This window comes from Micromonospora sp. NPDC050276, from assembly GCF_044459545.1.
GTDB lineage: Bacteria > Actinomycetota > Actinomycetes > Mycobacteriales > Micromonosporaceae > Micromonospora.
This window is the reverse complement of sequence record NZ_JBITJA010000012.1, coordinates 107,510-125,853: the sequence shown is the minus strand read 5'-3', so window position 1 is coordinate 125,853 and position 18,344 is coordinate 107,510. Positions and strand designations below refer to the sequence as shown.

The 18,344-nt window shown below is 72.1% G+C and carries 24 protein-coding genes; 6 read left to right on the top strand and 18 right to left on the bottom strand.

The window, feature by feature from the left end:
* Nucleotides 1-30 precede the first annotated feature (30 nt).
* From ACIBF8_RS24710 to ACIBF8_RS24690, 5 genes are all read right to left on the bottom strand, one after another.
* Nucleotides 31-768, bottom strand: coding sequence for an alanyl-tRNA editing protein (locus ACIBF8_RS24710; protein ID WP_396785949.1), 738 nt, complete (start codon nucleotides 766-768; stop codon nucleotides 31-33).
* Between the two features lie 11 nt (nucleotides 769-779).
* On the bottom strand, nucleotides 780-1,667 hold the full coding sequence (locus ACIBF8_RS24705; protein ID WP_396785946.1) for an alpha/beta fold hydrolase: 888 nt from the start codon (nucleotides 1,665-1,667) through the stop codon (nucleotides 780-782).
* A complete protein-coding gene (locus tag ACIBF8_RS24700; RefSeq protein ID WP_030327754.1) occupies nucleotides 1,664-1,978 on the bottom strand; it encodes a DUF2516 family protein in 315 nt (104 codons plus the stop codon). The genes ACIBF8_RS24705 and ACIBF8_RS24700 overlap by 4 nt, the downstream gene beginning before the upstream one ends.
* Before the next feature lie 71 nt (nucleotides 1,979-2,049).
* Nucleotides 2,050-2,670: a hypothetical protein gene (locus ACIBF8_RS24695; protein ID WP_396785944.1), complete on the bottom strand. Its 621-nt coding sequence runs from the start codon at nucleotides 2,668-2,670 to the stop codon at nucleotides 2,050-2,052.
* Nucleotides 2,667-3,254 carry a helix-turn-helix domain-containing protein gene (locus ACIBF8_RS24690; protein ID WP_396785942.1) on the bottom strand — a complete coding sequence of 196 codons (588 nt, stop codon included), beginning with the start codon at nucleotides 3,252-3,254 and terminating at the stop codon, nucleotides 2,667-2,669. The genes ACIBF8_RS24695 and ACIBF8_RS24690 overlap by 4 nt, the downstream gene beginning before the upstream one ends.
* Nucleotides 3,255-3,366: 112 nt before the next feature.
* Here ACIBF8_RS24690 and ACIBF8_RS24685 point away from each other — a divergent pair, with 112 nt between their 5' ends.
* Nucleotides 3,367-4,164, top strand: a complete 798-nt coding sequence (locus tag ACIBF8_RS24685; RefSeq protein ID WP_396785941.1) for an alpha/beta fold hydrolase — start codon at nucleotides 3,367-3,369, stop codon at nucleotides 4,162-4,164.
* A gap of 7 nt (nucleotides 4,165-4,171) precedes the next feature.
* Here ACIBF8_RS24685 and ACIBF8_RS24680 read toward each other — a convergent pair whose 3' ends face one another.
* The 4 genes from ACIBF8_RS24680 to ACIBF8_RS24665 all read right to left on the bottom strand — a co-directional run bounded on the left by ACIBF8_RS24680 (nucleotide 4,172) and on the right by ACIBF8_RS24665 (nucleotide 7,590).
* Entirely contained in the window at nucleotides 4,172-5,131 is a 960-nt protein-coding gene (locus ACIBF8_RS24680) for an asparaginase (RefSeq protein ID WP_396785939.1), read from the bottom strand.
* 94 nt (nucleotides 5,132-5,225) lie between these two features.
* Complete coding sequence (locus ACIBF8_RS24675; RefSeq protein WP_396785936.1) at nucleotides 5,226-6,053, bottom strand: 3-keto-5-aminohexanoate cleavage protein; 828 nt, start codon at nucleotides 6,051-6,053, stop codon at nucleotides 5,226-5,228.
* A gap of 23 nt (nucleotides 6,054-6,076) precedes the next feature.
* A complete protein-coding gene (locus ACIBF8_RS24670) occupies nucleotides 6,077-7,189 on the bottom strand; it encodes a YgfZ/GcvT domain-containing protein (protein WP_396785934.1) in 1,113 nt (370 codons plus the stop codon).
* Nucleotides 7,186-7,590, bottom strand: a complete 405-nt coding sequence (locus ACIBF8_RS24665) for a Fur family transcriptional regulator (protein WP_396786036.1) — start codon at nucleotides 7,588-7,590, stop codon at nucleotides 7,186-7,188. Before ACIBF8_RS24665 ends, ACIBF8_RS24670 begins: the two co-directional genes overlap by 4 nt.
* Before the next feature lie 92 nt (nucleotides 7,591-7,682).
* Between ACIBF8_RS24665 and ACIBF8_RS24660 the strand changes: the two genes are divergently transcribed.
* Nucleotides 7,683-8,561: an aminotransferase class IV gene (locus tag ACIBF8_RS24660; RefSeq protein ID WP_396785932.1), complete on the top strand. Its 879-nt coding sequence runs from the start codon at nucleotides 7,683-7,685 to the stop codon at nucleotides 8,559-8,561.
* On the opposite strand, the gene ACIBF8_RS24655 is transcribed toward ACIBF8_RS24660, so the two are convergent.
* Together ACIBF8_RS24655 and mtfM are read right to left on the bottom strand one after the other, a co-directional pair.
* Nucleotides 8,562-9,152: an FABP family protein gene (locus ACIBF8_RS24655; RefSeq protein ID WP_396786035.1), complete on the bottom strand. Its 591-nt coding sequence runs from the start codon at nucleotides 9,150-9,152 to the stop codon at nucleotides 8,562-8,564.
* Nucleotides 9,153-9,213: 61 nt separating this feature from the next.
* On the bottom strand, nucleotides 9,214-9,318 hold the full coding sequence (gene mtfM / locus ACIBF8_RS24650; RefSeq protein WP_030327764.1) for a small membrane protein MtfM: 105 nt from the start codon (nucleotides 9,316-9,318) through the stop codon (nucleotides 9,214-9,216).
* A gap of 12 nt (nucleotides 9,319-9,330) precedes the next feature.
* Here mtfM and ACIBF8_RS24645 point away from each other — a divergent pair, with 12 nt between their 5' ends.
* The 3 genes from ACIBF8_RS24645 to ACIBF8_RS24635 all read left to right on the top strand — a co-directional run bounded on the left by ACIBF8_RS24645 (nucleotide 9,331) and on the right by ACIBF8_RS24635 (nucleotide 12,216).
* The gene (locus ACIBF8_RS24645; protein WP_396785931.1) at nucleotides 9,331-9,705 is read left to right on the top strand and encodes a DsrE family protein; all 375 of its coding nucleotides are present in this window, start codon (nucleotides 9,331-9,333) and stop codon (nucleotides 9,703-9,705) included.
* Nucleotides 9,706-9,784: 79 nt separating this feature from the next.
* The gene (locus ACIBF8_RS24640; RefSeq protein WP_396785929.1) at nucleotides 9,785-10,165 is read left to right on the top strand and encodes an SCP2 sterol-binding domain-containing protein; all 381 of its coding nucleotides are present in this window, start codon (nucleotides 9,785-9,787) and stop codon (nucleotides 10,163-10,165) included.
* Nucleotides 10,162-12,216 (top strand): glycogen debranching N-terminal domain-containing protein, encoded by a 2,055-nt coding sequence (locus ACIBF8_RS24635; RefSeq protein ID WP_396785928.1) that lies wholly within the window; start codon nucleotides 10,162-10,164, stop codon nucleotides 12,214-12,216. Before ACIBF8_RS24640 ends, ACIBF8_RS24635 begins: the two co-directional genes overlap by 4 nt.
* 19 nt (nucleotides 12,217-12,235) lie before the next feature.
* Here ACIBF8_RS24635 and ACIBF8_RS24630 read toward each other — a convergent pair whose 3' ends face one another.
* The 7 genes from ACIBF8_RS24630 to ACIBF8_RS24600 all read right to left on the bottom strand — a co-directional run bounded on the left by ACIBF8_RS24630 (nucleotide 12,236) and on the right by ACIBF8_RS24600 (nucleotide 17,294).
* Nucleotides 12,236-13,099, bottom strand: a complete 864-nt coding sequence (locus tag ACIBF8_RS24630) for a hypothetical protein (RefSeq protein WP_396785926.1) — start codon at nucleotides 13,097-13,099, stop codon at nucleotides 12,236-12,238.
* A gap of 47 nt (nucleotides 13,100-13,146) precedes the next feature.
* The gene (locus tag ACIBF8_RS24625) at nucleotides 13,147-13,599 is read right to left on the bottom strand and encodes a winged helix-turn-helix domain-containing protein (RefSeq protein ID WP_396786034.1); all 453 of its coding nucleotides are present in this window, start codon (nucleotides 13,597-13,599) and stop codon (nucleotides 13,147-13,149) included.
* 184 nt (nucleotides 13,600-13,783) lie between these two features.
* On the bottom strand, nucleotides 13,784-14,104 hold the full coding sequence (locus ACIBF8_RS24620; protein WP_091402852.1) for a DUF1416 domain-containing protein: 321 nt from the start codon (nucleotides 14,102-14,104) through the stop codon (nucleotides 13,784-13,786).
* Nucleotides 14,105-14,106: 2 nt separating this feature from the next.
* Nucleotides 14,107-14,955 carry a sulfurtransferase gene (locus ACIBF8_RS24615; protein WP_396785924.1) on the bottom strand — a complete coding sequence of 283 codons (849 nt, stop codon included), beginning with the start codon at nucleotides 14,953-14,955 and terminating at the stop codon, nucleotides 14,107-14,109.
* A gap of 203 nt (nucleotides 14,956-15,158) precedes the next feature.
* Complete coding sequence (locus ACIBF8_RS24610; RefSeq protein WP_310503780.1) at nucleotides 15,159-15,236, bottom strand: Ms5788A family Cys-rich leader peptide; 78 nt, start codon at nucleotides 15,234-15,236, stop codon at nucleotides 15,159-15,161.
* Between the two features lie 105 nt (nucleotides 15,237-15,341).
* Nucleotides 15,342-16,130, bottom strand: a complete 789-nt coding sequence (locus tag ACIBF8_RS24605) for a DUF2993 domain-containing protein (RefSeq protein WP_396785923.1) — start codon at nucleotides 16,128-16,130, stop codon at nucleotides 15,342-15,344.
* A gap of 105 nt (nucleotides 16,131-16,235) precedes the next feature.
* Nucleotides 16,236-17,294 (bottom strand): hypothetical protein, encoded by a 1,059-nt coding sequence (locus ACIBF8_RS24600; protein WP_396785922.1) that lies wholly within the window; start codon nucleotides 17,292-17,294, stop codon nucleotides 16,236-16,238.
* Between the two features lie 241 nt (nucleotides 17,295-17,535).
* Between ACIBF8_RS24600 and ACIBF8_RS24595 the strand changes: the two genes are divergently transcribed.
* Nucleotides 17,536-18,255: a winged-helix domain-containing protein gene (locus ACIBF8_RS24595; RefSeq protein WP_396786033.1), complete on the top strand. Its 720-nt coding sequence runs from the start codon at nucleotides 17,536-17,538 to the stop codon at nucleotides 18,253-18,255.
* The last annotated feature ends 89 nt before the right edge of the window (nucleotides 18,256-18,344 follow it).

The window sequence follows — 18,344 nt, the reverse complement described above, 5'->3', positions numbered from 1 at the left end:
GACAGCCGACGTCCGAATTCGTTACCCGACCTAATCCACCAGCCGGACGCGGACCCGGCGGTTGGCCCGGCCCTTGCTCTCCACCTTGACCACCTGCACCTTGCCGATCTGGGCGGTGGAGGCGACGTGGGTGCCACCGTCGGCCTGCACGTCCAGCCCGACGATGTCGACGATCCGGACCTCCTGCTCGTCGGGCGGGATGAGGTTGGACTGGGTGCGGATGATGTCCGGCAGGGCCAGCGCCTCGGTGCGCGGCAGCACCCGGGTGGCGACCGAGCGGTCGGCGGCCACCTCGGCGTTGACCAGCTCCTCGATCCGGGCCTTGAAGTCCGGGGGAACCTCAGGGAGGTTGAAGTCCATCCGAGCCTCACCCGGTTCCATGTTGCCGCCGGTGACCAGCGCGCCGAAGTCGCGGAACACCACACCGCAGAGCACGTGCAGCCCGGAGTGCGTGCGCATCAGCCGGGTGCGACGCTCATCCTCCACCGCGCCGACGACCTCGGTGCCGACCGGCGGCAGCGGGTCACCCTCGGCGGGGATCAGGTACGGGTCGTCGCCCTTGCGGGTGCCGACGATCCGGGTCTGCACGCCCTGCCAGAGCAGCACGCCGTGGTCCGGTGGTTGGCCGCCGCCGCCCGGGTAGAACGCCGAACGGTCCAGCACGATGCCCTGCTCCGGGTCGGCGTGCAGGACCGTGCAGGTCCACTCGCGCAGGGTCGGGTCGGCAAGGTCCAGCCGGTGCGTACGGCCATGTTGTGTGACGCCCATGACAGGGCAGGCTACTCGTTCAGGAAGCCGGAGATGCGGTCCCGCAGGTCGGCGCGTTCCGACCAGAGCACGCCGGGCCGGTCGTACACGTGCAGGGTGGCCTGGGGCAGCGCGACAGCGAGCCGCTCGGCGACCTCGACCGGGTGCAGGTCGTCGCCCGCGCAGCCGATCACCAGCGCCGGTGCGGTGACCGCCGACAGATCACTGATCTGGCGCAGCGGTGTCTGGTCCGCGAGCGTGGCCAGGCCGTCGGCCAAGCCGTCGCGGAGCAGTTGGTCGAGCCGTTGCCGCAGGTACGCCCAGCCGGCCGGGGTGTTGCGCACCGCCGGGGGCAGCTCCAGGGTGACGACGTCGGCGACCGCCGAGGCGTCCCCGCTCTCCACCGCCTCCAGCAGATCGGTGAAACGTTCCCGCGCCACCGGGCCGCGTGGCTCGTCGAGGACCGCCGGCAGAAAGAAGACCAGCTTCTCGAAACGCTCTGGACTCTCGGCGAGGAGGCGGCTCAGGGCACCGGCGCCGAGGCTCGCGCCGAACGCCCGACTGGCCCCGCCGAGGTCCGCGATGGCGCGGAGATCCCGGGCCAGGTCCAGGTAGTCCCACGGACCGTCCGGGGCTTCGGAGCGGCCGTGCCCGCGGAACTGGAAGAACACCTTGCGGCCATTCACCCCACTGCCGAACGGGCGGGTGGTGGCGATGCCGTTGCCCAGCCCGTGCGCGAACACGGTGACCGGGTCACCGGTGCCGGTGACCAGCCGCTCCAGCCGTACGCCGTGTGGGGTGGTGACCAGCTCGGTCTCCGGTTCCGGCAGCGCCGGCCGGCCGGTACGCGGCCCACCCGGGCCGGGACCCCAGGTGCGGGGCCCGCTGTCGGGTGGTGGCGGCCAGCGAAAACCTCTCACCAGAACCCTTTGCCGTCGCTCAGGTCGCGCAGACCGACCCGGACGTCGAGCAGATAGATGAGCGCGGCGGCGATGCCGATCAGTCCGAAGAGGCTGATCGGACCGAAGCCGAGCAGGGTGAGCACCAGGCAGACCGCCAGGATGGCGATCCAGCCGCCCTTGGGCAGCGTCCCGATGGCGGGAAACGCGTCGGAGCGCTGCGTGACAGCGTGCACCAGCGCGACACCCTGGATGATCAGCGCGAAGACGAGCAGGATCAGCTCGATCACGTAGCGGACTTCGAACGCGAAGATCGGCGCGGCGTTGGCCATGTCGGCAAGTTTATGTCCACGACCCCGGCTACGTCCGACAAGGACGCCGCCGGGGTCGTCGACCCGACGAGCTACTCGGCGGCCGGGCTGGTCCGCTTGGTGGCCCGGGGAAGCTTCGCCGACGGGGTCTCGGCCGGCTTGGCCGCCTTCGGTGCGCGGGCGACCTTCTTGACGGCGGCCGGCTTGGTCTCGGCGATCTCGGCCACGTCGGCCGGGGTCGGCACATCGGCGGGGGCCGCAGCCGGGGCGGTGGCGGCCGGCGTTCCGCCCTGAGTGGCCTCGATGTCGGCGTTGACCGTGTCGGCGGCCTCCAGAACCCCGGCGCCGACGACCCGCTCACCGCGGGCGACCAGCGCGCCGTAGGCGGCGAACGCCCGCTCCTGGGCGGCCTGGGCGCTCGCGACCACCAGGGCGGCGTTACGGGTCGCGGTGGCGCGCAGCTTGTCGAGGTCGGCCACCTCGCGCAGCTTCGCCAGGTCGGCGGTCTCGTTGGCGGTACGCAGCGTCTCGGTGGCCTTCTGCTTCAGCTCGAAGCCGGTCAGCACGGCCCGGCCACCGAGGTCGGCGACGACCCGGGTGCTGAGCACGCCGACCACGGCCGGCAGCTTGCGCAGCTGCTCGATGGCCAGTTCACCGGCGCCGGCGGCGGCGTAGATCGGGGCGGGGATGCGGTTGGTCTTCGGCTCGCTCATGACGTCTCCTCTTCGGCCGCCTCGGCGGCCTTCTTCTTCTGGGGGATGTTGGTGTTGCCCGGAGCGGGGGCGGTGCCCGCCTCGGTGACGGCGATCGACTCGAGCACGGCCTCGGTCGGGGTGCCGCCTACGGTGGTGGGGCCGGTGGCGGCCACATTGGCCAGGTCGGCGGCCTGGCTCGCGGGTTGGTCGGCGGCCTGGTCGGGCGGGGTCGCCTCGGCTTCGGCCTGGGCCTCGGCCAGCCGGGCGTTCTCCCGGCGGAACGTCTCGTAGATCTGACTGAGCGACTGCTTCTGCGCCATCGTCAGATCGGCGTCCACGGCGATGGCCGCGAGCACCCCGTGGCCTTCCTTGTCGTCGAGCAGACCGGCCCGCAGGTACATCGCCGGCGTGGAGACCCGCAGCGCGCTCGCCAACTGCTGCAGCACCTCGGCGCTGGGCTTGCGCAGGCCGCGCTCGATCTGGCTGAGGTACGGGTTGCTGACCCCCGCCTGCTCGGCGAGCTGCCGTAGCGAAATCTTGGCGTTGCGCCGCAGATCGCGGATGAACCCGCCGACGTCGGGAAGGTCCTTGGGTGTGGCCATGACAGCGACGCTAATCGCCCGCGCTAACTCCTGCAAGCAAAACGCTAACCATAGTTAGCAAGGTCTCAGCATCCCGTTTGCGCGCCGCTCGCCCGATCCGTACGGTCCGTTCGTGCACAAGATCACAGTCAATGGAGCAAGCATCGCGTACGACGAGGCCGGCACTGGTTCGCCCGTCGTCCTGCTGCACGCCGGCATCGCCGACCGGCGGATGTGGCGGGGTCAGGTGTCCGCGCTCGCCGCCCGGCACCGGGTGATCGTTCCTGACCTGCGCGGTTACGGAGACTCGGAGCTGCCCCCGGCGCCATTCACGCACCACGACGACGTGGCCGGGTTGCTGGACGCGCTGGGCCTGCCCCGAGCCGCCCTGGTCGGCTGCTCCTTCGGTGGAGCGGTCGCCATCGACACCGCGCTGGCCCACCCCGACCGGGTCAGCGCGCTCGCGCTGTTCGACACGGCGGTCTCCGGCAACGAGTGGTCCGACGAGGCGAACGACCTCTGGGACGACCTGGTCGGCGAGGTCGACCCCGACGACTTCGTCGCCGGCGCGGCCGGCGAGGTGCGGTTCTGGGTGGTCGGCCCGGGACGCCAGCCGGCGGACGTCGACCCGGAGCTGGTCGCCTTCGCGCAGGAGATGGACCAGCGTGCCCTCGCCGCCGAGCTCGCGCTCGGCGCGGTCGAGGTGGGCGAGCTGACCCCACCGGCGATCGGCCGGCTCGGCGAACTGACGATCCCCGTCCTGGTCACCGCAGGTGCCGCGGACGTGCCGGACATCAGTCGGCTCGCCGACCGGATCGCCGCCGAGGTCCCCGGTGCGATCCGACTGCCCGACGTGCCGGACGCCGCGCACCTGCTGCCGCTGGAGCGACCGGAGCCGGTCAACGCCGCGCTGCTCGACTTCCTGAGCTAGGGCCCAGTCACCAGAGCGGGCGGACCGCACCGACTGGGACGCCGCCGCCGAAGAGCGGCACCTCGGCGTACTCGGTCAGCACCGGGGCGTCCACGCCGAGCCGGCGCAGCGCGGAGACCAGCACCGGCATCCGAGCCCGGTCGGCGCCGTCGTCGATCTTCAGTGCGACGGCGCCGACGCCGGGCAGCGCCACGGCGATCACACCCTCGGCACCGACCTTGGCCAGCAACCCCGGGACACCGCGCATCAGCCGGGTGTCGTCGGCCTGGGTGCCACCCACGATCTCCGGGTGCGCCCGCATGGCGTCGGCCACCGTGCGCGGCACCGAACCGGGCTCGGCGTCGACCAGCCGCAGGTACGCGCCGGCCAGGCCGGTCAGCGACACCGCCAGCACCGGGGCGCCGCAGCCGTCGACGCCCACCGCCGCCGCCTGCTCGCCGGTGAACTCCTCGATGGCGGCCCGCAACCGCTGCTGCAGCGGGTGCTCCGGCCGCCAGTAACCGTCCAGCGGCCACCCGGCGGCCGCGCAGGTCAGCAGCATCCCGCTGTGCTTGCCGGAGCAGTTCATCTGCACCCGGCTCGGGCCGCCACCGGCGCGCAGCACCGCCTCCCGGGCCGCAGCGCCCACCGGCAGGTCGGGCGGGCAGTGCAGCGCCGACGCGTCCAGCCCGACACGCTCCAGCAGCGCACCGACCCGCGCCAGGTGGAAATCCTCGCCCGCGTGACTCGCCGCCACCAGCGCCACGTCGGCCGGGTCGGTCAACGCCAGGCCGGACCGGAGCATCCCGATCGCCTGCATCGGCTTGCTGGCCGAGCGGGGAAAGACCGGCGAGGTCACGTCCCCGGCGGACGCCACCGCCACACCCGCGGCGTCCAGCACCACCACCGAGCCTCGGTGCGCACCCTCCACAAACCCGGACCGGACCACCTCGGCGAGCGGCGCGCCACCCTCGTACGTCTTCGTCACGCGCTGGACGGTACCGACGGCCGGGGGGTGCCCGTCGGCGGGGTGACCAGGAGGTCCACCGCCCGGGTGACAGGGGCGCGGGACAGGCGCGGCCTTACAGGCCGAGCAGCTCGCGGGCCTCGGTGGTGGTCAGCGGCGGACGCTGGGCGAGCTGGGCGAAACCCACCGCGCGGGCGACCAACTGCATGTTGGACTCCACCGGGCGGCCCTTCGCGTACGTCACGGTGTCTTCCATGCCCACCCGCAGGTGACCGCCGGTCGACAGCGAGGCCAGCAGCACCGGGAGAGTGCTGCGCCCGACGCCGGTGGCCGAGAACGTGGTGCCCTCGGGCAGGTCCCGCAGCATCCGTTGGGCCGCGACCAGGGTCTCGGTGGTGCCCGGCATACCGCCCGGCACGCCCATCACGAAGTCGACGTGCACGTGCCCACCGGCCGGGAGCCCGTACTTGCCGAGCAGCCGCTGCAACGCGGACAGGTGGCCGAGCTCGAAGATCTCGTACTCCGGCACGATCCCGCGGTCCTGCATCCGCGTGTGCAGATCGACGATGAACTCCCAACGGTTGAGGAAGACGTCGGCGCCGAAGTTGACAGTGCCCATGGTGCAGGAGGCCATGTCCGGACGGGCGTCGAGCACGGCGAGCCGGGCGGCCTCCGAGTCGGTCACCGCGCCGCCGGAAGAGAGCTGCACGATCAGGTCGGTGTTCTCCCGCAGCGCCGCGACCGTGTCGGCCAGCCGCACCGGGTCGAGCGTCGGCCGGGCCTCGTCGTCCCGGATGTGGACGTGGATCACGGCGGCACCGAGCGCCTCGCACTCCTTGGCGGTGAGCAGCAGCTCGTCGAGGGTCACCGGCAGCGCCGGCACCTCCGCCTTGGCCGACTCAGCGCCGGTCGGAGCCACCGTGATCAACGTCCCTGTCGTCATGCCGGCGATCCTAGACGGCCCGCTCAGGACGGGTCGATCGCCGCCGCGGTCTCGCCGATCCGCAGCGCGGCGTCGTCCGGGACGTTGCGCTTCAGCACCGCGAGGGCGATCTGACCCAGCTCGTGGTGCAGCACCGCGCTGCCGACGAAGCCGACCGCTCGGCCGTCGAGGGTCACCGGCGTACCGGCCACCGGCGGCTGGTCGGTGGTCACCCCGTCCAGATGAAGCAGGACGAGACGACGCGGCGGCCGGCCCAGGTTGTGCACCCGAGCCACCGTCTCCTGCCCCCGGTAGCAACCCTTGTCCAGGTGCACCGCCGGTGCGATCAGGTCGACCTCGGCGGGAATGGTCCGGTGGTCGGTGTCCACCCCGACCCGGGGCTGCCGGGCGGCCACCCGGATCGCCTCGTACGCCCAGAGCCCCGCGACCGGCACGCCGGCACCGCGCAGCTCGGCCACCACCTGGTCCATCGCCGAGCGGGGCACCAGCAGGTCCACTCCGAGCGGACCACGTCGGGCCCAGCCGCCGATCGGCAGCGGTCGCACGTCGTACCGAGCGCTCGCCCGGGGTGGCACGGCACCGTGCGCGAACTTCGGACCCGGCACCGCGACCAGGTCCGGTGCCGCCAGCCCGGTCACGCCGAGCGTGCCCAACGCCTCCGTGGCCGCCGGCCCGACCAGCGACAACAGCGCGCGCTCGGCCGTCGCGTCGCGGGGTTCGACCTTGCTGAAGAACCGCATCTTCTCCAGGTAGGTCAGCAGGCCCTCGGTCGCCCCCGGCTCGGTGTCCAGCCAGGCGGTCTCGCCGTCCTCCGCGACCATGGCGTGCTGCTCGACGTGGCCGTGCGGCGACAGCACCAGCAACTCGGTGCCCTCACCGGCGGCGAGCGCGGTCAGGTGCTGCGAGGTGATCGTGTGCAGCCAACCGGCCCGGTCCTCCCCGGGCACCGCGATGATCCCCCGATGCGACCGGTCGACCAGGCCGACCTCGGTGTCGAGGGTGCGCTGCTCGCGCAGCGGGTCACCGTAGTGCGCGGCAACTCCCCGTACCCCGGCCGCGACGTGCGCCGGATCCGGCTGGTCACGGCTGGCCTCGTCGATGCTCTCGACGGCCACCGCGCCCGCGATGTCGATCATTTTTCGTCCCCGTTCTCGCAGCGTGCGCAGACGCCGAAGAGTGACACGTGCCCGATGTCCACCCGGAAACCCCGCTGTGCGGCCAACTGGTCGGCGAGCGGGCGGAGCAGCTCCGGTTCGATCTCGTCGATCGCGCCGCACTCCCGGCAGACCAGGTGGACGTGTTGGTGCTCACCCGCCGCGTGGTAGGTCGGCGAGCCGTGGGAGAGATGCGTGTGGGTCACCAGGCCGAGCCGTTCCAACAGCTCCAGCGTTCGGTAGATGGTGGTGATGTTGACGCCGGCGGCGACCTCCCGGACGGCGGTGTGCACCTGCTCCGGAGTGGCGTGGCCCAGATCGAGCACCGCCTGGAGGACGAGCTGCCGCTGGGGCGTCAGTCGCAGCCCACGGGCCCGCAGCATTTCCGCTAGGGAGGATTCGGACACCGTCCGATCATAGTTCGGCGATCGTGCCCCCTCCTGCCCGCGACCAACCGCCGCTAGGCTCGACGGTCATGGTGACGTCGTCCGTCGGCACGGCCCCGGCCTCTGCGAGCACGCGGATCGCCGTGCTCGGGCGGGGCCTGATCCCGGCCGACGAGCCGGTGCTCCGCGGCGACGACCTGGGCGTTCTGCGCGGAGACGGGCTCTTCGAGTCCATGCACCTGCGCCGGGGCCGGCCGTGGCTGCTCGACGAGCATCTGGCCCGGCTGACCACCGCGGCGGCGGCCGTCGACCTGGACCTGCCCCCCACCGACACGCTGGTCGACCTGCTCGACACGGTGCGCGCGGGCTGGCCCGCACAGGTGGAGGGCGCGCTACGGCTGGTCTGCACCCGGGGCTCGGAGGCCGGCGGGGCGCCGACCGTGTACGCCACGCTGACCGAGGTGCCGGCGTCGTCCCGGGCGGCCCGGCGAAACGGGATCACCGTGGCCGTCCTGCCGCTGGGGGTGCCCGCCGACGCGCGCACCGGGCTCGACTGGCTGCCGGCGGGGATCAAATCCACCTCGTACGCGGTCAACAGCGCGGCCCGCCGCTGGGCGCACCGGGCCGGGGTGGACGACGTGCTCTGGGTCTCCTCCGACGGGTACGCGCTGGAGGGACCGATCGCCAACGTGGTCTGGCTCACCGGCAACACGCTCTGCACGGTGCCCGCCGCCACCACCGGCATCCTGCCCGGCACCACCGTCGCCTGGCTGCTCGCCCACGCCGACGAGCTCGGCCTGAACGGCACCGAGCGGATGGTCACCCCGGCCGAGTTGCACGCCGCCGACGGGGTCTGGTTCAGCTCATCCGTGCGCGGCCTCGCCGAGGTCCGGATGCTGGACGGGGTGCGCCGGGACCACTGCCCGCGCACCCCCGCCCTGCACGCCCTGCTGGGTTTCCCCGTCTAGTCAGCCGCCGACCCGAACGAGCCGGGCCGAGAGGTGCGGGCTGAGCCCGTGCCCCATGGCGGCCATCTCCTGGGCGTAGAGCAGCGCGCCCTCGACGATGCCGAAGAGCCGGTGCCCGCCGGTGACCTCCTTGGCGGTCGGAGTCCGGATGACCGCGTCGGTGGCGAACTCGACCTGCGTGCCGGTGCGCTTGCCCAGGTGCAGCTCCATCACCCCGGTCGGGGTGGTCAGCAGCGCCTCCAGCTCATCGGTTGCCCGACCATCCACCAGCACCGGCCGCCACCAGCCGACCTCGCGACCGGCCGGACGGACCGGCTGGCTCTGCTCGTCGAGGATCCAGGCCCGCGACTCGTAGTGCAGGAACGGTCGGCCGTCGTGGCTGATCCGGATCTCCTGCGCGTAGTCGAAGTCCTCGATGGTGGGGAAACCGCCCTTGCCTCGACCACGCCACAGGCCGATGTACGGCAGCAGACCGTCCAGTGCGGGGTGCAGCTTCGGCCCGACCCGCAGGTCGTGGCTCTCCTCGAACGGGTACTCCTCGACCGGCGGCGCGTTCAGCCACGGCGGCTGCAGCGGATTCTCGCTCACCAGCGTCACCCCGCCTCTCTCGTTCGCGACTGCGGGGCTCGCAGGCCCGGCTCACTCCTCGCGCTCACCAACGTCCTCTCGAAATGCGTACGGCAAGGTAGACCAGGCCACCGGCGAGCCCGCCCAGGCCAGCGACCAGCAGGCTGACAAACCCGATCTCGGTAACCATCCCGACCATCCTATGCTGGGCCCCATGGCCCGCACTCTCGTCGTCAAGGCCACCGCTGGGGCGGACGCCCCGGAGCGGTGCGCACAGGCATTCACCGTCGCCGCGACGGCGGTCGCGGCCGGAGTGGACGTCTCGCTCTGGTTGACCGGTGAGTCGACCTGGTTCGCGCTGCCCGGCCGCGCCCAGCAGTTCGAGCTGCCGCATTCCGCACCCCTGGCCGAGTTGCTGCACGTCATCCTGACCAGTGGTCGGGTGACCGCCTGCACCCAGTGCGCGGCACGACGGGAGATCGGCCCGGACGACGTACTCCCCGGGGTCCGGATCGCGGGCGCCGCGGTCTTCGTCGAGGAGGCGTTGGCCGAGGGCGCGCAGGCACTCGTGTACTGACCGCCCGACGGCTGCGAGTCGATCCGAGCGGACTGCCGATACCGACCCGACATCTCGGGCGACTGCCTACGATTCGGATGTGACCGAGGCGGCGGAGAGGTTCTTCGAAGCACTGCCGTCGCGCGCCCCCGAGGTCCTGGGCGGCCTGGCCGACGGCACCCTCCAGATCGACCTCGGCGACGACCAGCGGACCGAACACTGGCTGGTCCGGATGCGGCCCGGGTCGGTGCAGGTCAGCCGTGGGCGCGGCCCGGCCGACGCCATCTGGCACAGCAGCGCCGACCTCTTCGACCGACTGATCACCGGCGAGGCGCAGGGGGTCGCGGCGGTGCTGCGCAACGAGAGCACCTTCAGCGGCAACGTGGTGCTCTTCCTCGCCTTCCGCCGGTTCTTCCCGAACCCGCCGGGCACCCGCGACCCCCGCGAAACGGCCCGCCGAGCAGCCGGACGACTCAGGTGAGGGAACTCGTCAGCATTCTGGACGGCAACACCTTCCTGGTCAGCGACCGGCGTGGGGACATCGAGCCGTCCTACGACTTCCCCACCGGGCTGTTCTCCTTCGACACCCGCTTCCTGTCCACCTGGGTGCTCACCCTGGACGGCAAACGGCTGCACGCCCTCTCCGTCGACGACGCCGAGTCGTACCGCACCAAGTTCTTCCTCGCCCCCGGGGAACCCACGCACTATCTGGACGCGAAGGCGTCGGTGATCCGCAGCCGGGCGATCGTGGGTAGCTTCGAGGAGGAGCTGACCGTGCTCAACCACCTCGGCGCGGAGGTCGAGTGCACGGTCCGGATCGAGATCGGGGCCGACTTCGCCGACCTGTTCGAGATCAAGAATTCTCGGCAGAAGCGGGGCCGGACCACCGTCACGGTCGCCGAGAACGAGCTGCGGCTGACCTACCGGCGGGAGGCGTTCCACCGGGAGATGGTGGTCAGCACCACCGAGCCGGCGCAGGTCGACGAAACCGGGATGACCTTTCGGATCCGGATAGCCCGCAACAGCAGCTGGACCACCCGGCTGCACGTGTCCAGCGTCGTCTACGGGGCCGGCGGCGAGGACATCCGGGCCACCCTCCCGTACGGCGGCAGCCGCACCGCGGAGGCCATCCGGGCCGAACAGCAGGAGCTGATCGACCGGGCGCCGAAGCTCGGCTGCGACTGCGAACCGCTGGCCGGGGCGTACCGGCGCAGCCTCAACGACCTGGGCGCACTGCGCTACGAGTCGATCGCCCTGGGGGTGCGGCTGATCGCCGCGGGTCTGCCCTGGTTCATGACCCTGTTCGGTCGGGACAGCATCATCACGTCATTGCAGGTGCTGCCGTTCCTGCCGGAGTTGGTCCCGCCGACCATCCTGATGCTGGCCGGTCTGCAGGGGCAGCGGGTGGACGACTTCCGGGACGAGGAACCCGGCAAGATCCTGCACGAGCTGCGGTACGGCGAGACCGCCGGCTTCGAGGAGCAGCCACACTCGCCGTACTACGGGGCGGCCGACTCGACGCCGCTGTTCATCATCCTGATCGACGAGTACGAGCGCTGGACCGGCGACACCACACTCGTCCGCAAGCTGGAGCCGCAGGTCCGCGCGGCGTTGGAGTGGATCGACACGTACGGTGACCTGCTCGGCACCGGCTACCTCTGGTACCAGACCCGCAACCCGGAGACCGGTCTGCAGAACCAGTGCTGGAAGGACTCCTGGGACGCCATCTCGTACGCCGACGGCCAACTGCCCGGCTTCCCCCGGGCCACCTGCGAGTTGCAGGGCTACGCGTACGACGCGAAGATCCGGGCGGCCCGGCTGGCCCGGACCTTCTGGAACGACCCGGAGTACGCCGACCGGCTGGAGCGGGAGGCCGCCGACCTGAAGCGACGGTTCGACCGCGACTTCTGGATCGCCGACCGCGAATACTACGCGCTCGCGCTGGACGCCGACGGCCGGCAGGTGGACGCCCTGACCTCGAACATCGGGCACCTGCTGTGGAGCGGCATCGTGGACGAGTCCCGCGCCGGCAAGGTGGTCGAGCATCTGCTCGGGCCCCGACTGTTCTCCGGCTGGGGGGTACGGACGCTCGCCGCGGACGAGGGACGGTACAACCCGATCGGCTACCACGTCGGCACGGTATGGCCGTTCGACAACTCGTTAATCGCCTGGGGCTTGTGGCGGTACGGCTTCCGGAACGAGGCCGGGTTGCTCTGCGACCGGATGCTGGCGGCGTCCCGGTACTTCGAGGGGCGGCTGCCGGAGGCGTTCGCCGGCTACGCCCGCGACCTCACCGACTATCCGGTGGAGTACCCGACCGCGTGCAGCCCACAAGCCTGGTCCACCGGTACGCCACTGCTGCTGCTCCGGGTGATGCTGGGGTTGGAGCCGCAGGGCGAGCACCTGATCATCGACCCGGCCGTGCCACCCGGGATGGGCCGGGTCGAGCTGCTGGACATCCCCGGCCGGTGGGGCATGGTCGACGCGTTGGGCCGTAGCCGCGACCCGGAGGATCAGCCGGGTACCGGCTGACCCGAGCGGGCAGCCCGGCTCAACCCGGGCAGCCGACGGTGGCGGCCAGGCGGGTGGCGTCCGGGCCGATCTCGGCCAGCACCGTGACGCCGCCGGCGCGGTACGCGTACACCGGGGGTTGGTCCAGCAGTGGGGCGTCGCCGGCCAGCGGTGCGAGTGCGGCCGTCGAGGTCACCGGGCCGGAATCGTCCGTGGACCGCGCGGTACGGGCGAGCCCACCACCCGGACAGGGTGCGCTCACCAGCTCCGGCGCGGCGTCGCTCGGCCGGTCGAGCGCCCGCCGCGCGGCGGTCAGCGCGGCGGTCTCCGGGCCGGCAGCCGCGGGCGGGGCCGGTGCGTAACCGGCGCCGACCGGCCGGCAACCGGTGTCGACGATCAGTCGCACCCGCCCGTCGACGGTCGGCCGTCCCTCGACGGCCACGAACTCTCCGGCGTCGGCGCGCAGCTCCGGGCCGCCCACCCCGGTCCCGACCCCGGCCCGCCAGCTCGCCGGCAGCCGCTTGGCGATACCGGCCAGCACGGCCTGCTCGTCACCGGCGGCCGCGAGCACGCCGACCTCGCGCCGCAGCCGCGCGCCGTCGGCGAGCGGGGTGACCCGACAGCCGGTCGCGATTCGCGGCGGGCCCAGCTCCAGCAGCCCGGCCGCGCCGATCGCGCGGGCCAGTTCGCCGACCGCCCGGTCGACCACCGGGCCGGCCTGGTCGAGGGAACGCTGTTCGCGGACGGTCGGCGGGTCGTCGCGGACCGACGTCCAGGTGAGCACGGCCAGCAACACGGCCCAGGCCACGGTCGCGACCAGCAGCCAACGCCGCCGCGACCGGGCCGGCGCCGGCGCGGCGGGGCCGGCCGAAGAGGCCCAACCCGTCTGCACAGCACCGCTCACCCGGCCATGGTGTCACGCGTCCACCGCCGACCCGGCGGCGGAGGCGCTCAGGCCGACCGGGGCGGTGGATCGAGCCGGTAGCCGACCCCCTGGACGGTGTGCACCTGCGGCCCGCCCGGGAGGTCACGCAGCTTCCGCCGGAGCTGCTTGATGGCGGAGTGCACGATCGCGCTGCCCCGGTATGGGCCGCTGCGCACGGCGGCGAAGAGCTGTTCGTAGCTCCTCACCACCAGCGGCGGACCGATGAGCAGGGCGAGCAGCTCCCGTTCGGTGGGGGTGAGCGGGAGCGGGTCGCCGCGCCAGGTCACCTGGTGTCTGGTCGGGTCGACGACCAACTCACCCCACCTGGCCGGGCCCTGCGGTTTCGCGAGCGGAGAGACCGTGGGCACGACCGGCACCGGGCCTGCCGGCGACGACAGCAGCTCGCGCAGCTCGGTCAGGTCGGCGCAGCTGAGCACCGGGGCGTACCCGTCGAGTTGGCGCAGCACCCGCTCCCGCATCGACAGGTCCGTGCTCACGCAGACGACGATGGGGACCTCGTCGGACACGCCACTTTCATCCCTGATTTCCACCCGTAGATAGTGACGCATGCCGATGGATTTCGGGGGGCGCGGTTGCGGGGCGCGAACGACCGGGGCCGGCCACCCCTGAAGGTGACCGGCCCCGATCGATCAGAGCAGTGGGTCAGGCGACGGTGACGGCAACCTCGTTGACACCTCGGCCGGCAGTGACGGCGGTGTCGCCGTTGCCGTGCCGGGACAACGCCCGCAGCGTCCAGGAACCCGGTGCGGCGAAGAACCGGAACTGGCCGGCGGCCGAGGTCACGACCTCGGCGGTGAACTCACCGGTCGAGTCGAGCAGCCGGACGTACGCGCCCGGGACCGGCTCGGCCTCGGCGGAGCGGACGATGCCGGTGATGACGGTTTCCTTCTCCAGGTCCAGGCTGGCCGGCAGCGGCGCGGCCTGGTCCGGTGCGGCGCAACCCGCGGCGGTGGGCAGAGTCATGATCACGCCTCCCCGGGTTCGTCGCCGAGCGCGACCGGCACACCGACCAGGGAGCCGTACTCGGTCCAGGAGCCGTCGTAGTTCTTGACGTTGCGGTGACCCAGCAGCTCCTGAAGGACGAACCAGGTGTGCGACGAGCGCTCACCGATCCGGCAGTACGCGATGGTCTCCTTGCCGTCGTCGAGCCCCGCGTCGCCATAGATCTTGCGCAGCTCGTCGTCGGACCGGAAGGTGCCGTCCTCGTTGGCCGCCTTGGACCACGGCACGCTGATCGCGGTGGGGATGTGGCCGGCCCGCTGCGCCTGCTCCTGCGGCAGGTGGGCGGGGGCGAGCAGGCGACCGGCGAACTCGTCGGGGCTGCGCACGTCGACCAGGTTCTTGGTGCCGATCGCGGCGACGACCTCGTCGCGGAACGCCCGGATGGAGGTGTCCGGCTCCTGCGCCACGTACTGCGTCGCCGGGCGGGACACCTGGTCGGTGACGAGCGGGCGGGCGTCCAGCTCCCACTTCTTGCGACCGCCGTCGAGCAGCTTCACGTCGCGGTGGCCGTAGAGCTTGAAGTACCAGTAGGCGTACGCGGCGAACCAGTTGTTGTTGCCGCCGTACAGGATGACGGTGTCGTCGTTGCTGATGCCACGCTCCGAGAGCAGCGCCTCGAACTGGGACTTGTTGACGAAGTCCCGGCGGACCTGGTCCTGCAGGTCGGTCTTCCAGTCAATCTTGATGGCACCGGCGATGTGGCCGGTGTCGTAGGCCGAGGTGTCCTCGTCGACCTCGACGAAGACGACGCCCGGGGCGTCGAGGTTCTTCTCGGCCCACTCGGCCGAAACGAGTGCGGTGTCGCGACTCATCGAATCACTCCCTGGTGAGGATGGATGGTGAGCCAACGCGCGCGTATCGATGTTTTCTGTCGCACCACGCGCGGGACCCAGCGGAAGGACGGGATCACGGGTTCGTGCGACGGCGCCGCTGCCGGGCGTTCGGTGGGATGACCGGAGGGTGTGAGAACCCTGTGCCGGTGGCCGCCGTCAGGCGGCCGGAGACAGCCCCGCCGTCAGATGACGGGGCGACACAGGCAGGTGGCCACGCGGCACAGGTCGACCGCGCGCCGTTTGGTGAGGTGGGTCCCCATGGCCAGGGAGCCTACCAGCCAGTGACCGTGCTGCCACTCAGCCGACCACCATCCGGGAACCGTCGGGGCCGCCGACGTTTTCGGCGTCCCACCGCGCCTCCGGCGTCAGCCGGCGGAGTTGATCGGCACGTTCTTCGCGTCGGCGGTGACCGTCAGCCCTTCCGGCAGGGGACGGACCTCCCGGACCGCGAGCTGGAACGGCAGCTCAGGCAGGGGTACGTCGACGGAGATGCTCTTGGCGTAGTTGCTCAGGAAGGCGCGGGCCAACGGCAGGTTCGGCAGACCCGCGGCGTCCAGGTCGTTGAAGCGCAGGGCAACGGCGCCGTTGTCGGCGACGGTGACGTCGGCGGTGCCGCTGATGGTGAGCTTCTGACCGAGGATGTCGGCCGGGGCCGTGACGGTCAGCTTGCCGTTCTGTTCGCCGAGAGTGAGCCCCGGGCGGTTCAGCAGCGCGGCCAGACTGTCGTAACTGATCGTGCCGGTGCCGTTGACCGTGTCCGCCACGACGTCGCCCTGCCCGGTGCGCAGGGTGTCCAGCGAGGCCCGCACGTTACGGGCGTCCACATCGAGCACCGGGAGTCGGACCGCGTCACCTTCGACCGAGGCCTGCACGTCCCGCAGTTTGATCGAGATCCGCTGGTAACGGCCGTCGAGCACCTGGGTGAGGAACGGGACGCCGGCGACCTCGACCTCCGGCTCGGTGGACTGCGCGCCCTGCTTGGCGATCTCCTGACGGACCCGGTCGGCGATGGTCCGCTCGGCCACCCCGACCGCAACCCGGTCGGCGACCACCAGCAGCCCGGCCAGGAGCAGGAGCAGAACGAACAGCCCGATCAGCAGCTTGCGGCCGCGCCGTCGGGGACGCGCCTCGTCCGCCGGATAGTCCTGCGCCACGCCGCCTCCTGTCTCCGCCCGCCGCGTCGCGACGGGGTCGTCCGTACCGGTGCCGCCGGGCGGCGCACCCGTAGGTACCCGACCGGCTCCCCGCTCAACCGTGACTCAGAGGAAGAGCATGCACATGGCGTACGCGGCGGGTGCCGCCAGAGCGAAGCCGCCGAGCGGACCCTGCATGTGCCGGGCCACCCACATCGTGGGCGGTTCGCCGGCCATCAGCCGACCCGCCTCCGCGTACCCCACGGCGAGGTCGGAGAGGACGGCGGTGACCGCCGCGACCAGCCCGATCACGGCGGCCCGGGTCGGCGTGAAGGGCGCCACCAGGTAGCTGCCGAGCAGGGCGCTGGTCAGCGTGCCGACCATCGCGCCGGCCACCACGCCAGCGGCACCCCGGGGCACCTGCGGGGCCAGCCGGGGCCAGGGCAGCACGGCGTCGGTGAGCCGGGCGATGGTCAACGCGACAGCGCTCGCGGTCAGGCAGACGGTGATCGCCTGGGTGCCGGCCGGGATCCGGCTCAGCACGATCAGGGTGCCGAAGGCCACCACCCCGACCACGATGAGCAGCGTGGCGCCGAGTGAGTCGGTGACCCGGACCCGGTCGACCCGGCGGACCAGCTGGCCGAGCACCGCGGCGAGGAACCCGCCAGCGGCCAGATAGCCCAGCGGCGCCAGGCCGGCGACGTCGGTCTGCACCGCGGCGATGTCGGCCAGCGCCGCGACCGCCGCGCTGATCCCGGCGACCACCAGCAACGCGGGCGGACGCATGGCCATCGTCCAGGCGAGCACGAACAGCAGCTGGACGCCGAAGATGATGAAGGCGAACGGCAACCGGTGACCGGGGCCCGACGTCTGCGCGCCGAGGACCAGACCGACACCGAGCAGCGCGGCGAAGCCGGCGATGGTCAGCGCCAGCTGGCGGCGCACCTCGACCGGGGGTACGACCTCCTCTTCCGGCTCGTCGACCTCGTCTTCGGAACGGCGGGCCGGCTCGCCGGCGCGACGGGCACGGCGAGGCCCACCCCGTTCGCGGCGATCGCCGGCGGTGGTGGCCGGACCGGTACGCGGCGCGGGCGGGTTGCCGCGAGTCGGCGCGGCGGCCGGGCCCGGATGGGGCCCGGCGGGCCACGATTCGCGGCCGGCCTCGGGCGAGGTGGAGGGAAACACGACCCGATCGTGCCAGACCGACCGCCCGACGCGGTGGTCACGGGTTTCAGCGACGTTAAAATCTGTGCCACGATCAGGGGCAAGCTAGACAAACGGGAAATGGCCTGACGGCGCGGCCGAGGCGATCGGTTACGCTCAACGCGTTACCCGCCCGTCAGCGACGCCGGGACCACGCAATTTCTCAGCGCACTCCTTGATGAGTGCGACTGGTCGCGTGCGGCCGAGCGCCGCCGGGACGGAGGTGATCGTGGAGATCCTGCTGCTGGTGACCGCGCGCGCAGGGGAACCGTCGGCCGTGCTGCCGGCACTCGACCTGCTGCCGCACTCGGTCCGCACCGCGCCGCGCGACGTTCGCACCCTGGTCGCGGGCCCCAGCCCGGACGCGGTGATGGTGGACGCCCGATCGGAGTTGAGCGAGGCCCGGGCGACCTGCCGGATGTTGCACGCGACGGGGCTCGGTGTGCCGCTGGTCGCGGTGGTGACCGAGGCCGGCCTGATCGCGTTGAACGCGGATTGGGGCGTCGACGACGTCATCCTCGCCTCGGCCGGCCCCGCCGAGGTCGAGGCACGGCTGCGGCTGGCGGTGGGCCGACTCAGCAACGCGACCGCGGGCGCGGGTGGCTCGATCCGGGCCGGCGAACTGACCATCGACCCGGACACGTACGCGGCCAAGCTCAAGGGCCGCCCGCTCGACCTCACCTACAAGGAGTTCGAGCTGCTGAAGTTCCTGGCCCAGCACCCGGGCCGGGTGTTCACCCGGGACCAGCTCCTGCGCGAGGTCTGGGGCTACGACTACTTCGGCGGCACCCGCACGGTGGACGTGCACGTCCGGCGACTGCGCGCCAAGCTCGGCTCGGAGTACGAGTCGATGATCGGCACCGTTCGCCAGGTCGGTTACAAGTTCGTCGTTCCGCCGTCGCGGTCGCTCCCCGAGCAGGAACACGCGCCCCTGCCGGTCTGATCCGCGGACCACTCAGGGCGATTTCCCATATGCCCTTTTTGCGCGGCTTGGCAGCTCTATTCTGACTGCCGGGTTTGTCGGAGAAAGGG

Bases quoted from the DNA above. Each gene is read 5' to 3' on its own strand.
- ACIBF8_RS24700 (WP_030327754.1), bottom strand. From the start codon at position 1,978: ATGGCCAACGCCGCGCCGATCTTCGCGTTCGAAGTCCGCTACGTGATC.
- mtfM (WP_030327764.1), bottom strand. From the start codon at position 9,318: ATGGTTACCGAGATCGGGTTTGTCAGCCTGCTGGTCGCTGGCCTGGGC.
- ACIBF8_RS24625 (WP_396786034.1), bottom strand. From the start codon at position 13,599: ATGCGGGAGCGGGTGCTGCGCCAACTCGACGGGTACGCCCCGGTGCTC.
- ACIBF8_RS24675 (WP_396785936.1), bottom strand. From the start codon at position 6,053: ATGACGACAGGGACGTTGATCACGGTGGCTCCGACCGGCGCTGAGTCG.
- ACIBF8_RS24615 (WP_396785924.1), bottom strand. From the start codon at position 14,955: ATGAGTCGCGACACCGCACTCGTTTCGGCCGAGTGGGCCGAGAAGAAC.
- ACIBF8_RS24665 (WP_396786036.1), bottom strand. From the start codon at position 7,590: ATGCTGCGGGCCCGTGGGCTGCGACTGACGCCCCAGCGGCAGCTCGTC.
- ACIBF8_RS24695 (WP_396785944.1), bottom strand. From the start codon at position 2,670: ATGAGCGAGCCGAAGACCAACCGCATCCCCGCCCCGATCTACGCCGCC.
- ACIBF8_RS24710 (WP_396785949.1), bottom strand. From the start codon at position 768: ATGGGCGTCACACAACATGGCCGTACGCACCGGCTGGACCTTGCCGAC.
- ACIBF8_RS24670 (WP_396785934.1), bottom strand. From the start codon at position 7,189: ATGATCGACATCGCGGGCGCGGTGGCCGTCGAGAGCATCGACGAGGCC.
- ACIBF8_RS24660 (WP_396785932.1), top strand. From the start codon at position 7,683: ATGGTGACGTCGTCCGTCGGCACGGCCCCGGCCTCTGCGAGCACGCGG.
- ACIBF8_RS24620 (WP_091402852.1), bottom strand. From the start codon at position 14,104: ATGACTCTGCCCACCGCCGCGGGTTGCGCCGCACCGGACCAGGCCGCG.
- ACIBF8_RS24610 (WP_310503780.1), bottom strand. From the start codon at position 15,236: ATGGGGACCCACCTCACCAAACGGCGCGCGGTCGACCTGTGCCGCGTG.
- ACIBF8_RS24645 (WP_396785931.1), top strand. From the start codon at position 9,331: ATGCTGGGCCCCATGGCCCGCACTCTCGTCGTCAAGGCCACCGCTGGG.
- ACIBF8_RS24690 (WP_396785942.1), bottom strand. From the start codon at position 3,254: ATGGCCACACCCAAGGACCTTCCCGACGTCGGCGGGTTCATCCGCGAT.